The 16,724-nt window shown below is 71.2% G+C and carries 9 protein-coding genes; 8 read left to right on the forward strand and 1 reads right to left on the reverse strand.

The annotated features are described in order from the left end of the window. Positions 1-13 precede the first annotated feature (13 nt). The 7 genes from ABCR94_RS16615 to ABCR94_RS16645 all read left to right on the forward strand — a co-directional run bounded on the left by ABCR94_RS16615 (position 14) and on the right by ABCR94_RS16645 (position 15,310). The gene (locus ABCR94_RS16615; protein WP_347120061.1) at positions 14-6,223 is read left to right on the forward strand and encodes a beta-ketoacyl synthase N-terminal-like domain-containing protein; all 6,210 of its coding nucleotides are present in this window, start codon (positions 14-16) and stop codon (positions 6,221-6,223) included. Next, positions 6,216-7,337: a DNA alkylation repair protein gene (locus tag ABCR94_RS16620; RefSeq protein ID WP_347120062.1), complete on the forward strand. Its 1,122-nt coding sequence runs from the start codon at positions 6,216-6,218 to the stop codon at positions 7,335-7,337. Before ABCR94_RS16615 ends, ABCR94_RS16620 begins: the two co-directional genes overlap by 8 nt. After that, entirely contained in the window at positions 7,334-11,314 is a 3,981-nt protein-coding gene (locus ABCR94_RS16625) for a bifunctional SDR family oxidoreductase/pyridoxal phosphate-dependent aminotransferase family protein (RefSeq protein ID WP_347120063.1), read from the forward strand. Before ABCR94_RS16620 ends, ABCR94_RS16625 begins: the two co-directional genes overlap by 4 nt. A gap of 81 nt (positions 11,315-11,395) precedes the next feature. Further along, on the forward strand, positions 11,396-11,704 hold the full coding sequence (locus ABCR94_RS16630) for a hypothetical protein (protein WP_347120064.1): 309 nt from the start codon (positions 11,396-11,398) through the stop codon (positions 11,702-11,704). Then, complete coding sequence (locus ABCR94_RS16635; RefSeq protein ID WP_347120065.1) at positions 11,701-12,879, forward strand: class II histone deacetylase; 1,179 nt, start codon at positions 11,701-11,703, stop codon at positions 12,877-12,879. Before ABCR94_RS16630 ends, ABCR94_RS16635 begins: the two co-directional genes overlap by 4 nt. 95 nt (positions 12,880-12,974) lie before the next feature. Further along, positions 12,975-13,739, forward strand: coding sequence for a thioesterase II family protein (locus ABCR94_RS16640; RefSeq protein WP_347120066.1), 765 nt, complete (start codon positions 12,975-12,977; stop codon positions 13,737-13,739). Continuing rightward, positions 13,736-15,310, forward strand: a complete 1,575-nt coding sequence (locus ABCR94_RS16645) for an MFS transporter (protein WP_347120067.1) — start codon at positions 13,736-13,738, stop codon at positions 15,308-15,310. Before ABCR94_RS16640 ends, ABCR94_RS16645 begins: the two co-directional genes overlap by 4 nt. A 73-nt stretch (positions 15,311-15,383) precedes the next feature. Here the strand turns inward: ABCR94_RS16645 and ABCR94_RS16650 are convergent, their stop codons facing one another. Next, complete coding sequence (locus ABCR94_RS16650; RefSeq protein ID WP_347120068.1) at positions 15,384-15,824, reverse strand: VOC family protein; 441 nt, start codon at positions 15,822-15,824, stop codon at positions 15,384-15,386. Positions 15,825-15,916: 92 nt separating this feature from the next. Between ABCR94_RS16650 and ABCR94_RS16655 the strand changes: the two genes are divergently transcribed. Next, positions 15,917-16,693, forward strand: coding sequence for a 4'-phosphopantetheinyl transferase family protein (locus ABCR94_RS16655; RefSeq protein ID WP_347120069.1), 777 nt, complete (start codon positions 15,917-15,919; stop codon positions 16,691-16,693). Positions 16,694-16,724: the final 31 nt, after the last annotated feature.

Raw genomic sequence — 16,724 nt, forward strand, 5'->3', positions numbered from 1 at the left:
CGAAAGGACTGCTGTGAGCGAGTTCGACACCCGCATCGCCGTGATCGGCCTTGCGGTACGGCTCCCGGGCGCCGAGGACGTCGTCGACCTGACGGCCCTGCTGGGCCGCGACGGGGGCGAGGTCGGTGAGGTCCCGTCGAGCCGGTGGGCCCGCGAGCTGTACCGGGGCGAGGGGCCCCACCAGGGCACGCACCACCGCGGCGCGTTCCTGGTGGACCCGTTCTCGTTCGACAACGAGGCGTTCGGCCTGACCGCCGAGGAAGCCGTGTTCCTCGATCCCCAGCAGCGGGTGATGCTGGAGGTCGGCGCTCGTGCCCTGGAGGATGCGGGGTACCTGGGGGTGCGCCGCAGGCTCGACGCCGGCGTGTTCGTCGGCGCGCGCATGAACGGGTACGGATTCGACCAGGGCCGGGGGCTGGTTCCGCCCGCCGCGCCGGGCTCCGCCGGCGGGCCCGGGCCCGCCGCCCTGTGGGGGCGGTCGCAGAACTTCACGGCGGCCTGGCTGTCGGACCGCTTCGACCTGGCGGGCCCGAGCCTGGTGGTCGACACCGCCTGCTCGTCCTCGCTGTCGGCGGTCTGGCTCGCCTGCCAGAGCCTGGCGGCCGGGGCCTGCGAGCTCGCCCTGGTCGGCGCGGTCGACCTGCTGATCGACCCGCTGACGTTCGTACTCCTCTCCCGCACCGGGGCGCTCTCCCCGGACGGGCTGTGCCACACCTTCGACAGCAAGGCCAACGGCTATGTGCCCGGGGAGGGAGCCGCCGCCCTGGTGCTGAAGCCCATGCCGACGGCGCTGGCCGACGGCGACCTGATCCTCGGAGCCATCAGCGGGGTCGCGGTCAACAACGACGGCCGCACCATGGGCGTCACCACACCGAACCTGGAAGCCCAGATCGACCTGCTGGACAAGGTGTACAAGACGATCGACCCGGCGACCGTCCAGTACGTGGAGGCGCACGGCACCGGCACCGCCATCGGCGACCCGATCGAGGTACGGGCGCTCACCGAGGTGTTCGCCCGTCATGGCGTCCCGCGGAACTCCGTGGCGCTCGGTTCGATCAAGCGCCGGATCGGCCATCTGCACTCGGCGTCGGGCCTGGCCGGACTCGCGAAGATCATCGTCGCGCTGCGCGAGGGCACCATCCCGGCCGTGGCGGTGGACTCGCCCAACCCGCGCCTCAACCTCGCCGAAAGCCCGTTCCATCTGCCCGCCACCAGCCTCCCCTGGCCGGACGCGCCGGTGTGCCGGGCCGCGGTGAGCGGATTCGGATTCGGCGGCACCAACGCCCATGTGGTGGCCGAGGCCGCCCCCCGCACGGCCGGCACCCCCGCCGGGCCGGTGGGGGTCGGCGGGCAGCCCGGGCCGGTCTACGTGCTGCCGCTGTCCGCCGACAGCCCGTACGCGCTGCGCGAACTGGTCGCCCAGTGGCTGTCGTTCCTGCCGACACCGGCGGACAGCCCCGGCGAGCTCGGCGACGTATGCGCCACGGCGCGGCTGGCACGGCCGCACCGTACCGAGCGGATGGCCGTCGTCGGGACGGACGCGGATCAACTGACCACCGCTCTGCGCGCATGGCTCCTGAGGAGCGGCGCACAGGACGCCGGTGCCTTCGGCAGTCCCCGCAGTGCCGTATCCGTACGTCCCGAGGCGGCCGCGGCCCCGACCGCATGGCTGTCGGCCCTCGACCGTTCCACGCAGGCTGTACACGAGGTCGTCGGCCTGTTCGAAGCGGCCACCGGCATCCGGCTGGCCGAGTTCTCCGGCGAGCTGCTGCGGATCTTGTCCGGGGTCTCCCTCGCGATCGCGCTGCGTGACCTGGGAGTGCCCGAAGGTGCGGTGGACCTGCCCCCGGGCTGGGAGGCGGTCGGGGACTTTGTACGAGGACGCGTCCCGCTGGAGCAGGCGGTGGCCGACGTCCTGCGGCGTGACAGCGACCCGGCGCACGGCGCCCGGGGCGGTGGTGGTGCCGACGGCCACGACGTCAGCGCACGGCTGGCCGAAGCCCGCGACGAGCAGGAGGTTGCCACGGTGCTCGCCGCGATCGCCGCCGAGCTCTTCCAGGCCGGCCAGGACATCGACTGGGCGGCATTCCAGAAGGCCACGGGCACGGCGTGGACCAAGCGCGTGCTGCCTTTCGCTCAGCCGCGCGGCCGGGCCCTGAACCTCGCCGAGCCCCGCCGCTCGGCCGAACCCGGTGCGCCTGCGGAGCTGGTGTCGGACGAGGGGGCGGCCGGGTACACCTTCTCCCGCGTGTTCGGACCGGCCGAGGCGCCCATCGCCCAGCACGCCGTGTACGGCACGCTCATGCTCCCGGGTGTGGCGTGGTTCGACTTCATGCGCGAAGGCGCCGCCCTGCGCGGCGAACCCTTCCACGGGGCTCGGGACATCCTCTTCCACCGCCCGCTCATCGCGTCCGGGGCCCGCCGGGTCGTCGGCCGGGTCGTCGCGGACGGCCGGCTCAGGGTCGAGGACGCCGAGAGCGGGGAGCCCTACGTCACCGGCCGGCTCGCCGCCGGGCACCTGCCCGAGCCGCCGCTCCCCGTCCCCCTTGATGCCCTGCTGGCCGACTGCGCCAGCTCCGCCGTGCACGCCGGCTCGGGCCTCTACCGGTGGCTGCGCCGGATCGGCTACCACCACGGCCGCTACTACCGGAACATCTCCTGGGTGGCGAGCCTCCCCGACGGCGGCACGCTCGCCCGGATCGAGGGCACCCGGCAGCGGGAGATGAACCCGCCCGGCGTGCAACTGTTCCCCGGGCTCCTGGACAGCGTGACGGTCGCGGCGATCGATCCGGCCAACCCGGTGTTCGGCACGGCGGACGCCTCCGCGTTCATCCCGCTCTCGGTGGGCCGGCTGGACGTCTTCGGACCGCTGGGCGACGCCGCCTACGTGCGGACGGAGATCGCTTTCTGGAACGACGAGGCCTGCCGGGTCACCCAGACCGTCACCGATGAGGCGGGCACGCCCCTGCTGGTCTTCGGCGACATGTCGTCCAAGCGGGTTCCCGTCCAGGCGTTCAGCGCGGGGGAGGCGTCCGCGCCGGCCGCGTCCGTAGCGCCGCTGACACCGCAGCCGCCCGCGCCCGTTCCGACGCCACCTCGTCCCGTGGCCCCAGTGGTTCCCGTAGCCCCGGCGGTCCCCGTTGTCCCGGCGGCTCCCACGGCCCCTGCCGCCTCGCGGTCCGTGCGGGCGCTCGCCTGGTTCCTGGCCCTGACGGGCACTCCCGAGGAACACGCCGATACGGAGTTCCTGTCCGCCGGCTTCGACTCGGTCGGGCTGGTCACGCTGAGCGAGCGCATCTCTCAGGAGCACGGCCTGTCCCTCTACCCGACGGTCTTCTTCGAGTACCCGACACCACGGCAGTTCGCCGAGTTCCTCCTGGAGGAAGCACCGGGGCTCGTCGACACGATGGCGGCCTCGGCGGCCCCGGCAGACCAGGCGCCAGAGGTGGCTCCGGAACCCAAGGTGTCTCCGGAACCCGCGGTCCCGGCCGCGTCGGCGGAGCCCACACCGGTGGCGCGGGCAACCGTCACCGTCACTCCGCGAACGCCCGAAGCCGCGCACGCGGCCGAGCACCCCGCGGTAGCACCGGCACCCCGGCCGCGCGACATCGCAGTCGTGGGCGCCGCCGTCAGGCTGCCCACCGCGAGCAACCTGACCGCCTTCGCCGAGCTGCTGGTAGAAGGCCGGGACACGGTCCGCCCGCTGCCCGAGGGCCGTTGGCAGAACGTAGACGGGCCGGTCCCGTACGCCTCGTTCCTGGACCGCGTGGACGAGTTCGATCCGGCTCCCTTCCGGATCTCGGCCCGCGAAGCCCCCCTGATCGATCCGCAGGCGCGGATCGTCTACGAGACGATCTGGGAGGCCCTGGAGGACGGCGGCCGGATCGGCACCCGGGCCCACGGCAGCACGGGCCTGTGGATCGCCTACAGCCACGACCATTACCACGAGGAGCGCGTGCGCCTCGGCGTACCCGACGGACGAGGCCTCGGGCTGGAGGCGATGATCGCCAACCGGCTGTCCTACCTGATGGACTGGCACGGGCCGAGCGGACTGGTGAACACCCTCTGCTCGTCCTCGCTGGTCGCCCTGCACTCGGCACTCCAGCACCTGCGCACCGGCGACATCGACACCGCGGTGATCGGGGCCGTGCACGCCGGCATCAGCCCGGAGTACTTCCGGTCGATGGGCGACCTCATGGCCCTGTCACCCCGGCACCGCAGCCGCGCCTTCGACAGCACCGCGGACGGCTTCGTCCCGGGAGAGGGAGCCGTGGCCGTGGTCCTGCGGAGGTACGACGACGCCCTGCGGGACGGTGACCGGATCCGGGGCGTGGTCAAGGGAGCGGCCGTCAACCACGGCGGACGCACCACCCGCTACTCCGCACCCAGCCCGCGCGCGCAAGCGGACGTCATCTCTGCGGCGTTGGGGGATGCGGGGGTGTCTGTGGAGTCGATTGGTTTGGTGGAGGCTCATGGGACGGGGACGGGGTTGGGTGATCCGATTGAGATTGAGGGTTTGTCGCGTGCGTGGCGTGGGGTGACGGGGCGGTCGCAGTTTTGTGCGGTGGGTTCGTTGAAGGGGAATGTGGGTCATCTGGAGCCGGCTGCGGGTTTGGCGGGGTTGGTGAAGGTGTTGTTGGCGATGGAGCATGGGGTGGTTCCGCCGTCGTTGCATGTGGTGCGGCCGAATGATCATATTCGGTTTGAGGAGACGCCGTTTTATCTGGCGGATCGTGCGGTGGTGTGGCCGCGGGGTGGTGGGCCGCGGCGGGCTGCGGTGAGTGCGTTTGGTATGGGTGGGGTGAATGCTCATGTGATTGTCGAGGAGCCTCCTGTTGTGGCGGCGCGTGGTGTGCCGGTTCAGGATTCGTATGTGGTGCGGGTGAGTGCGGCTGATGAGGGGGCGTTGCGGTCTTTGGCCGGGGGGTATGCGGATGAGTTGGTCGGTGCGTCCGGGGAGGTGGTGGGGGATTTTGCTTTCACGGCGAATGTGGGGCGTGCTGGGCATCGTTTCCGTGCGGTGGTGCGGGGTGTTGATGGGGGGGAGTTGGCTGCTGGTTTGAGGGGTGTTGCGGCGGGTGGGGGTGTGGTTTCTCGTAGGGGGGGTGTTTCGGCTCCGAATGTGTTCATGTTTTCGGGTCAGGGTTCGCAGTATGCGGGTATGGGTCGTGGTTTGTATGTGACGGAGCCGGTGTTCCGGGCTGCGTTGGATGAGTGTGCCGAGTTGTTGGTGCCGCATCTTGATGTGCCGTTGCTGGATGTGTTGTTCGGTGATGTGCGGGGGCGGTTGGACCGGACGCGGTATGCGCAGGTGGGGATTGTGTCGGTGCAGGTGGGGTTGGTGCGCTGGTTGGAGTCGGTGGGGGTGTGTGCGGATGTGGTGGTGGGTCACAGTCTGGGTGAGCTGACGGCTGCGTGGGCGTCGGGTGTGCTGGGGCTGGCGGATCTGTTGCGTTTGGCGGTGTTGCGTGGGGGGTTGATGGAGTCGCAGCCGGGTCGGGGGGCTATGGCTGTGGTGTATGCGGATGCGGGGAGTGTGCTGGCGGTTTTGCCGGGGTTTGCGGGTGTGGAGGTTGCGGCGTTCAATGCGCCGCGGGTGGTGACGGTTTCGGGGCCGGTGGAGGCGGTGGCGGGGTTCTGTGGGGGTTCGGGGTTGCGGACTGCGCCGTTGGTGGTGAGTCATGCGTTTCATTCGGTTCTGATGGAGGGTGCGGTTGTGCCGTTCGCGGAGGCGGTGGCGGGGGTGGTGCTTTCGGCTCCGGTGGTGGCGTTTGTGTCGTCGGTGTTGGGTGGGTGGCATTCGGCTGAGTCGGTGGTGGATCCGGGGTATTGGGGTCGGGCGATTCGTGAGCCGGTGCGGTTCGGTGAGGCGGTTGCGGCGTTGGGTGGGTTGGGTGCGGGGGCGGTGTGGGAGATCGGTTCTCATCCGCAGTTGACGTCGTTGGCGCGGGCTTCGTGGGGTGAGTCGCAGCCGGTGTGGTTGAGCACTCTGCGGCGGGATGGTGTGGATCAGGTTGAGGTGCATGCGGCGGTGGCTGCGTTTGTGAACGGGACGTCGGCCGATCTGGACTGGTCGGGTCTGCATCAGGGCAAGGGGCAGCGGACGATCACCATCCCCACCTACCCCTTCAACCGACAGCGGTTCTGGATATCCGCCGGCCCGCACGACACGACGACGACGAACAACAAGAACGAGACGAAGAGGCATCAGAACCATGGCTAGCGAATACGGACTGAAGCGACACTTCAACGGCGAAGCGGCACGCCTGATCGGTGACAAGATCCGCACCGTCCACCTCGAGTTCGATGTGGAGGGCTACGCGGCAGAGGTCGAGGCGCGCATTCCCGGCAAGGAACTGAAGGACCGCGTCCTCGTCCTGGCCGAAGGGCTACGCACCCGCCTGCCCGCGGACTACCCCGACGCCCTGCCGATCCTCCTGTCCGTCCTCGGCAACGAACTGGCCGAGGGGGAGGGCATGTTCAACGCCAGCTGGTTCCTCATGCCGGTCGCCCGCTTCGTCGAGGAGTACGGCCTGGACCACCCCGACGCGTCGCTGGATGCCATCGAGGAGATCACCAAGCGGCACACGGGCGAGTACGCCATCCGCCCCTACCTCGTACAGCACCACGCGCTGACGATGGAGCGCGTCGGGAAATGGGCCCAGAGCCCGAGCCACAACGTACGGCGCCTGGCGACCGAGGGCATCCGCTCTCGACTGCCCTGGGCCCGGACCCTGACCGTGTTCGTCAAGGACCCGCTGCCGGTCCTGGAGATCCTCGAACCACTGCGCAGCGACCCCTCCGAGTACGTGCGGAAGTCCGTCGCCAACAACCTCAACGACATCTCCAAGGACAGCCCCGAGGTCGCGCTCGCGACCGCGCTGCGCTGGCTGGAGGAGAGCCCCACCCCCGAGACCAACTGGATCGTCAAGCATGGGCTGCGCACCCTCGTGAAGAAGGGCGACCAGCAGTCCCTCGCCATCCTCGGGGCCACGGGCGGCGAGCACCTCAGGGTGCCCCGGCTGCGGATCACCCCCGGGTCGGTGACCATCGGGGACACCCTCGTCATCAACTTCGACATCGAGAACACCGACGACCGGCCGCACAACATCGCCGTCGACTACGTGGTGCACCACGTGCGCAAGAACGGGCGCACCATTCCGAAGGTCTTCAAGCTGACTACCCTCGAACTCGGCGCCGGCGAACGGCGGTCCCTGGAGAAGACGCACACGATCAAGGAGGTGCAGACGCGCCGGTACTACGCGGGCGAGCACACGGTCGACATCCAGGTGAACGGTCTCGTCCAGGCCACCGAACGATTCGACCTCCACACATGAGCGGCCACAGATCACTCCTCAGCGCCGCTGATCCGTTCATCTCCGACCACCGGATCGGCGGCATCCCCGTCGTCCCCGCCGCCGCGCAGATCGACGCGTTACTGTCAGCCTGCGATGCCGGGCGCCCCGACTGCTGGTGGGCGTTGGAGCAAGTCGCCTTCCGGGCACCGCTGCTCGTGACGGGAGTCGGGGCCGAGATCGAGGTCCGTACGGCCGAGGACGGCCGGTGCACCCTCCGCTCCGTGCAACCCGGAGACGACGGCGTACCGGTCGAGCACAGCACCGCCCGGGCGACCGGCAGCCCGCTGCCGCCGCCCCGCTACGTCGACGTGGCAGCGCTGCGGGCCGGCTGCACGGAGCAGGTGCCGCTGTCGGACGTGGCCGCGTGGCGCGAGTCGAGCGGGATCGCGTACGGACCGGCGTACCGGGCGATCCGGTCGGCGCACCGGGGCCCTGGCCGGATGCTGCTGATGCTCCGGGCCGCGGACGATCCGAACGCGGCGTCGGCGCCCCCCTTCGTGCCGCCGCCGCTGCTCGACAGCGTCTTCCAGGCGCTCGGCATGCTCGACGGCGGTGCGGCCGGGGCGTGCCTACCCTGGTACATCGGCCGGCTGGTGGCCCGTCGCCGGATATCCGGCACGGTGATCGCCCTGGTCGAGCGGGACGATCCGGCCGACGTCGGGGGCCGGGGCGGTGCCGTACGGGGACGGGCCATGGTCTGCAACCAGCAGGGGGAGGTCCTGCTGGAACTGGACCGCATCACCCTCAAGGCCGCCGGACCCGCAGCATCCGCGGAACCCGCGGCGTCCACCACTGCCAGGGTGGCCGCAGTACCCGCAGTACCCGCCCGGGCGGCCGAGCCGGGGCAGGCGCCGCCGGCGGTCGCGTCGATCGAAACCGTCGTCTGGCGGAAAGCGGACCCGGCTCCCGCACAGGCGTCCGCGGCCGAGGGCCCCGTGCTGGTCGTGTCCGCGCACGCCCTCCGTCCCCCGGCGGGCCGGTCCGTCCTGCACCTGACGCCGGCGCAGCTCTCCGCAGGGGGCCTGGACACACTGCCGGCCGACACCGTCTTCCGGGACGTGGTGTACGTGGCACCAGGCGGGCTCACCGGCGAGGCGCAGGTGACGCAGGCCCTGCAGGACGTCTTCGCGCTGGTGCGCCGGCTCGCGGCCCGCCCGCCGATGCCCGCCCTGCTGATCGTCACCACCGCCGCCCACCAGGTGGCGGCGCAGGACACCGTCGACCCCTTCATGACCGCTCTGTGGGGTCTCGGCCGTACGCTCCAGGTTGAGCATCCCCGCACCAGGGTCCGCCTGCTCGACCTCGAACTCGGCCCCGCCCCCGGCGATCCGGCCGGCCCGGAGGGCGACGGTGCCCCTGCCCTGTGGGAGGCGCTCGGCCAGGACCGGCCGGAACTCGCCCGGCGCGGCGACGCCTGGTACGAACCCTCCTTACGCCCGGTGGAGCCCGCGGGCGCCACCGGCCAGGCGCGCTACCGGGACGGCCGCTTCCTGATCACCGGCGGTATGGGCGGCATCGGCCTGCGCGTCGCGGAGTACCTCGCGGAAGCGGGCTGTGCCCATCTGACCCTGGTCGGGCGGACCGTGCCGGACCGGGGAGAGGCCCGGGAACGCCTCGACCGACTGGCGGAACTCTGCGACCTGGCGGTCGTCGCGGCGGACGTCCGCACGCTGCGCGAGGCACTGCCCGGCGCCGCACGCTACGACGGGGTGTTCCACGCCGCCGGAGTGCTGCGCGACGGACTGGCACGCGGCCTGACCCCGGATCAGGTGGATGCCGTACTCGGACCCAAGATCGGCGGCGCGCACGCGGTCGCCGACCTGGTGTCCGGGTACGAACAGCCCGCATTCGTCGCCCTGTTCTCCTCGGTCGCGGCGGTACGGGCGAACCTCGGCCAGAGCGCCTACGCCGCGGCCAACGCCTACCTGGACGGCTACGCCGCCCGCCAACGTGCCGAGGGCCGGCCCTGGTACAGCCTCGGCTGGGGCCTGTGGACCGTCGGCATGGGTGAGTCCATCGCCCCGAAGGCCGCCGCGCACGGCATCCCTGCCCTCACCGCGGACGACGGCATCGCCCTCCTCCGTACGGCCCTGGGACAACCACCCGCGCACTACGTTCTGTCCGCCGCCGCGAAAGCGAAGGATGCACCCATGACTGCTGTCACGCCCGAAACCGGACTGTGGCCGTCGCTCACCCACGCGATCAGCAAGGTCCTGCTCGTCGACGGCGTGGCCGCCGAGGACGATCTGCTGGAGCTGGGCCTCGACTCGATGATGGCGGTCGAACTGGCCGCGTCGCTGACCGCCGACGGGCTCGACATCGACCCGATGGTGTTCTTCGAGCGCACCAACGTCGGCGCGCTGCTCGCCCACCTCGAATCGCTCCCACGCAGCCTTCCCGCCCCGGCTTCCGCGCCCACCTTCGCTCCCGCGCCGGTGCCCCTCCCCACCTCGGTCCGGGAGGTGCCCGCGGCAGCTCCGGCGGGGGCGTCGCGCGTCGCGGTGCCGCAGCAGCGGCCGGCTGCGGCGGTGGACCGGCCGGCGGCCGCCACGGCCCGCGGCGCCGACTCCTTCGTCCCCGACTGGGACCGCTACAGGGACGTGCCGCACGCCCCGGCGACCCCGGTGGTGGCACCGGCCACCGCCGCGACCCCGGCTCCAGCACCGGGCGCAGCTCCCGCGCCCGCCCCCGCCCCCACCTCCGCCCCGGCGGCCGACCGGATACCGCGGCGGACCCTGCCGGGCCGGCTGGCCGACGCACCCCACGGCAGGTTCCTCGATCGCCGCATCGACGCCCTGTCGGCGGAGGACCGCCTGATCGTCGCCAAGGACGAGTACTTCTACGAGCCCGTCATCGAGGAGGCAACGGGCCCCCGGATCAAGTTCGACGGCCGCTGGTTCCTGAACTTCGCCTCCTACAGCTACCTCGGACTCATCGGGCACGGCTACATCAACGACGAGGCCCTGCGCGCCGTCGAGCGGCACGGCACCGGCGCCCACGGGGTGCGGCTGCTGGCGGGCACCCTGCACCTGCACCGGGAGCTGGAACTGGCGCTCGCCCGCTTCCTGGGCACCGAGGACGCCATCGTCTTCTCCAGCGGCTACATGGCGAACGTGGCGACGGTCGGCGCCCTCGTCGGCCCCGGCGACTTCGTCATCGGCGACGTCTACAACCACGCCAGCATCCTGGACGGGTACCGGCTGTCCGGCGCGTCGGTCATCACCTACGCCCACAACGACCTCGCCGACCTGGAACGCGCCCTGCGCAAGGTGGGCGATGCGGGCCGCCTGGTGGTCACCGACGCCGTGTTCAGCATGGACGGCGACGTGGCCGACCTGCCCGGCATCGTGGAACTGTGCGAGCGGTACGACGCCCCGCTGATGGTCGACGAGGCGCACAGCCTGGGTGTGCTCGGTGACACCGGCCGCGGCATCACCGAGCACTTCGGCATCGACCCGGCACGGGTCGACGTCAAGATGGGCACGCTCTCCAAGACGGTGCCGAGCGCGGGCGGTTACGTCGCCGGGTCCAGGGACCTGGTCTTCGCGCTGAAGAACAACGCCCGGGGCTGGATGTTCTCGGCGGCCGCCACTCCCCCTCAGATGGCGGCGGCCAAGGCCGCGGTCGAGGTGATGGCGGCCGCCCCGTCCCTCACCCGAGAGCTGCGGACCAAGACGACCCGGTACCGCGAGCAGCTGCGCGCCCTGGGCTTCAACACGCTGGCCAGTGAGACGCCGGTGGTGCCGATCATCTGCACCAGTGCCGAGCAGGCGGGGGCGATGGCCCGGCTGTGCCAGCTCGACGGGCTCTTCGTCCAGCCGATCGTCTACCCGGCCGTGCCGCGGACGCTGCCCCGTCTGCGGACCATCGTCAACCTCAGCCACTCCGACGCCGACCTGGACGCGGCCGTCGTGACGCTGGAGAAGGCCGGGCGTGCCTGTGGCGTCATCCACTGAGCACTGACCGGGCGGAGCGGTCCACAGGACCGGACACCACCATGCGCCGACCACCGCATGGCAACCAAGGGGGAATCGAGCATGACCGATGTCGACACCACGGCGTTCTTCGGAGCGGTTCTGAAGACCATCGCCTCGACCCGCAACCACGGCACCGACCAGGGCGAGTACGCGTCCGGGGTGCTGGAGCCGACCGCGCGGATCCGCACGGTCGAGAAGGACATCGGCGACCGGCGGCTGACCTCCACCGAGGCCGGGGAGGTGCTCGGTCTGCTGGAAACGACGCTGCACACCAAGCGCACGCCGGACGAGGAACGCGAGTACTACCTCCAGTACATCGAGAAGGTCTCCGGGATCAGCCGGGCCTCGCTGGGCGTGTCCGGCTGGTGAACACCTCCCGTCTCGCGTGGTACAGCCACGAGATCTGTTTCTGGCACGACCCCGGTCCCGGATCGGGGTACGTGCCGGTCGGGCCGGGCGTCGAGCCGCTGCGCCAGTTCGCGGTCGACCCGGACCTCCGGCGTGCCGAAGGGCTGGTCAAGGCGTCCGGCGTGATGGACCGGTTCACCGGCCTCACGCCGACTCCGGCCTCGGACGAGGACCTGCTGCTTGTCCACGTACCCGAGCACATCGAGCGGGTCGAGGCGGCCTCGGCGGCCGGCGCGGGCGATGCCGGTGTGTACGCCCACGTCAACTACCACAGTGCACAGGCCGCGAGGCTTGCCGTCGGGGCCTGCGTGCAGGCCGCCACGGGCGTCATGGAGGGCCGGTTCGACCGGGCGTACTGCCTGGTGCGGCCGCCCGGCCACCATGCGGAGCCGGACCGGGCGATGGCGCTGTGCCTGTACAACAACGTGGCGGTGGCTGCCCGTGCGGCGCAACGTCACGGGGCGCGCCGGGTGCTGATCCTGGACTGGGACGTGCACCACGGCAACGGCATCCAGCGGACCTTCTACGAGGATCCCGACGTGCTGTACATCTCGGTGCACCAGGAGGGGCTGTTCCCGGCGGCGTCCGGTCTCGTGCTGGAGACCGGCGCGGGGGCGGGGGCGGGCAGCACACTCAACGTGCCGCTGCCCGCCGGCTCGGGCCACGGCGCCTATCTCGCCGTGATGGACCGGATCGTGGAGCCGGCGGCCCGTGCCTTCGCCCCCGATCTGATCCTGGTGGCGGCGGGCGTCGACGCGAGCGGCCACGATCCGATGGGCCGGATGCTGTGCACCAGCCGCACCTTCCACGCCATGACATCGATGATGTGCCAGCTCGCGGACGAACTGACCGGGGGGAGGATCGTCTTCGCCCACGAGGGCGGCTACTCGGCGTGGTACCAGCCGATGCTGGTGCTGGGCACGGCGAGCGCGATCGCCGGCCTGCCGGCCCCTCAGGACCCGTTCCTGCACGCGCTCGAGCACCTTCCCGGCCAGCGCCTCCAGCGTCACCAGGACCGGGTGATCACACACCTGGAGGACCATCACCCGCTGCTGGCCGGCTCGTCACCCGTGGTCGGCCGGTCCGGGCCGACCGGGGTCTCCCGGCGGCCCGCACCCGCGGACGGGGGGCCGTGATGAGCGGCTGGTGGATGACAGTGGGGAACGGTGCGCGCCGGGTGGCCGGCACCGGCCCGGGGCCCGGGCCCCGGACGCGTCCGCGGTTCCGGGTCGTGGCGCTCCCGCATGCCGGCGGGTGGCCGTCCGCGTTCCGCTCCTGGTGGCAGGTGCTGCCCGAGGACGTCGAGTGCGTCGTCGCCCAGCTGCCCGGCCGGGGCGCGCGCATCAACGAGCCGCTGCTGACCCGCGTCGAGCCGCTGGTCGACGCCCTCAGCCGAGGCCTGGCGGAGCTGGAGCCGCTGCCGTATGTCGTCATCGGGCACAGCTTCGGCAGTGTGCTCGGATACGAACTCACCCGCGCCATGGAGCAGAAGGGACTGCCTCCCACCCTGCTGGCCGTGTCGGCGCGCCAGCCGCCGTGCTTCCCCAGCGAGCCGCCGTTCGCCCACCTCCGCAGTGACACGGAGTTGCTGGAGCACCTGACGGACATCGGCGGGATGTCCCCGGGGCTGATGGACCGCGCCGACCTGATGCGGCCGTCGCTCCGCGCGATCCGAGCCGACCTGGAGGCGATGGAGACCTACCGGCGGCCGCTGTCCGGCACCCGTGTCCCCATCCTGGCGCTCGGCGCGGTGGACGACCCGGTTGTTATCGACGACCGGATGCACCTGTGGTCGCTGGAGACCTCGGGCGGCTTCGGCCGGCAGACCTTCACCGGCGGCCACTTCTACCTCTACATACCCGCCAACGCGGCGGCGGTCGCCGCCCGTCTGGTGCCCGGCGCCGACGACCCCCGGTCGGAGCCGCTCCTCCCACACCCCTCGCCCGATGACCGTGTCGGGCACCAATCAGCACCACCCCCGAAAGGAACCGTATGAGTACCACCGCCGACACCACCGAGCAGGCCGGACCCCGTGAGTGGCTGGGCCTGGCTGTACTGGCGCTGCCGACACTGCTGCTGTCCATCGATGTGAGCGTGCTGCACCTGGCCGTACCGCACATCAGCGAGAGCCTGGACCCCTCCGCCTCCCAGATGCTGTGGATCATCGACATCTACGGGTTCCTGATCGCCGGCTTCCTGGTGACCATGGGGACCCTGGGCGACCGCATCGGTCGCCGGAAGCTGCTCCTGATCGGCGCCGCCGCGTTCGGCTTCGCCTCCCTGGCCGCCGTCTTCGCCGACGACCCGGCCACACTGATAGCGGCGCGGGCGGCGATGGGTATCGCCGGAGCCACGCTGATGCCCTCGACCCTCGCCCTGATCATCAACATGTTCCGCGACGCGCGGCAGCGCGGCGTGGCGATCGCCGTCTGGGTCACCATGTTCTCCGTGGGCATCGCGCTCGGCCCGGTGGTCGGCGGCGCCATGCTGGAGTACTTCTGGTGGGGTTCGGTCTTCCTGCTCGGCGTGCCCATCATGGGGCTGCTGCTGGTGGCCGGCCCGATCCTGCTGCCGGAGTACCGTGACGAGGAGGCCGGCCGGCTCGACCTGACCAGCGTGGCGCTGTCGCTCGCCGCGATCCTCCCGGTGATCTACGGCCTGAAGGAGTTCGCCAACGACGGGGTCGGCCTGATCCCGGTCCTGGCGCTCGTCGTGGGCCTGGTTGTCGGCCTGCTGTTCGTCCGCCGGCAGCGCACGCTGGAGAGCCCGCTGCTGGACTTCGGCCTCTTCACCAACCCCACGCTCCGCACCGCGCTGGTGACGCTGCTGCTCAGCATGCTGGTGGCCGGCGGCACGTATCTGATGGTGACGCAGTACCTCCAGCTCGTCGGCGGATTGTCCCCCATGAAGGCCGGCCTGTACCTGCTGCCGGCGGCCTTCGCGCTGATCGTGACTGCCGTGGTGTCCCCGATGGCGGCCGGCAGGTTCCGTCCCGCGTACGTGGTCGCCGCGGGGCTGGCCGTGTCGGGTATCGGTCACCTGATGCTGAGCATGGCCGACAGCTCGTCGGGCATCGCTCAGGTGGTGACGGGCTTCGCGTTCGTCTACGCCGGCGGTGGCCCGCTCATCGCCCTGGGGACGGACATCGTCGTCGGATCGGCCCAGCCCGAGCAGGCCGGGTCCGCTGCGGCCGTCTCGGAGACCAGCACCGAACTCGGCATGGCGCTGGGCGTGGCCGTGCTCGGCAGCCTCGGGGCTGCCGTGTACCGCAGCGGGGTGGAGGTTCCCGCGGGGGTGCCGGGGGGCGCCGGTGACACGCTCGCCGGGGCAGTCGAGGCGACGCACGGCCTGTCCTCGGAAGTGGCGGCGGCCCTGCTCGACTCCGCCCGGGAGGCGTTCACCGAAGGCATGAACGTCATTGGAGGCATCGGGGCGTTCGTCGCGCTTGCCTCTGCCGTGCTGGTGGCGGTGGTCATCAAGATTCCGGCCACGGGAGCAGGCGGGGACTCCGCCGGCTCCGAAGATTCGGCCGACAGCGTTGTGCCCGCCGTCGATGTGAAGGGATAACGCGCCTCACCACTCCTGCCGTGGCAGGCCGGCGGTCGGTGCGGCCCGCGTCTCGCGACGCGGGCCGCACCCGTCAGACCTCGGCGTCGGGCCGGTCCTGGTAGGCGGCGGCGTAGGCGGCCGTGGGGGCGACGGGGGTGATGATGTCGATCAGTACGCCGTCGGGGGCGGCCACGATGAAGTGCCGCTGGCCGAACGCTTCGCTGCGCAGGGAGAGTTCGGGCTTCAGGCCGGCGCCCGTCACGAGGCGAGCGTACTCGGCGTCGACGTCGGCCACCTCGAAGTTGAGGAGCAGGCCCTGAGCCGGCCGACGGAAGGCCTCCGGCACCGTCTCGTGCCCCGCGAGGACCAGGGCCAGCTCGTAGTGCGGCGGCTCGGGCCGCCGCAGGCTGACGTACCAGTCGTTCGTGTAGGTCGTCTCGAATCCGAACAGCGTCGTGTAGAACGCCACGGATTCACTGAGCTGCTGGGTGCAGAGCACGGGATAGAAGCTGGTCACGGCAGAGGACGTCATCACAACACCTTTCTGGGACGGGCATACGGTCGTTTCGTACCAACGAGGCATGCGCCCGTGCGTCACGTCCGCCGGATCGAAGGCAGGTGGACATGGCATCGGCGGTACACCCGTTGGGTGAAGCCCGGGTATGGGCGGTGCGGCAGGCACCCCCCTGGCGGGAAGGGCTGTTGCTCTCTCTGCTCGATGCGGAGGAGAGGACCAAGGCGGCCTCCTTCACCCACCAGCGCGACCGGTCGACCTACCTCGCGGCGCATGCCGGGCTGCGGCTGTTGCTGGGCGACCGGCTCGGTATCCATCCCCGGGAGCTCCGGTTCGGCCGTGACCGGTGCGCGCACTGCGGCGGGCCGCACGGCCGACCGGTCCTCCTCAACGGCTCGGGGGGCCTGCACTTCTCCCTCTCCCACTGCGCCGGCATCACGCTCATCGGCGTGGCCGGCGCGCCTCTAGGGGTTGACGCGGAGCGGCTGCCCAGCCGCCGGACCGTCGAACTGTGCCTGACGCGGCTACATCCACGGGAGCGGGACGAGCTGCTCCGGATGCCTCCGGCGGAGCGGCCCCTGTGGTTCTGCCGGCTGTGGACACGAAAGGAGGCCTACCTGAAGGCGTTGGGGACAGGGCTCAGCAGGGGGCTGGACCGGGACTACCTCGGAGCCGGGGGAGCGGGGTGGCCGGCAGGCTGGACCGTCGCCAACCTGTCCTGCGGTCCGCAGAACGGCACGCATGCCGCGGCGCTGGCCGTTCCCGCGGGGGTGCGGGGGCCCACTGGACTGTGTGAACTGAACTGGTCGGTGTATGAGCATGTCCTGGGCGGCGCCTACTCGTTGGAGGAAGGGAGCCATGTTGACATGCCGACGGTATGTCATTAGGTTCGGCTCGCATACCGTTGGTACGTGAGTG

Origin of the sequence: Streptomyces changchenzhani (assembly GCF_039766235.1) — a bacterium.
Taxonomy (GTDB): Bacteria; Actinomycetota; Actinomycetes; order Streptomycetales; family Streptomycetaceae; genus Streptomyces.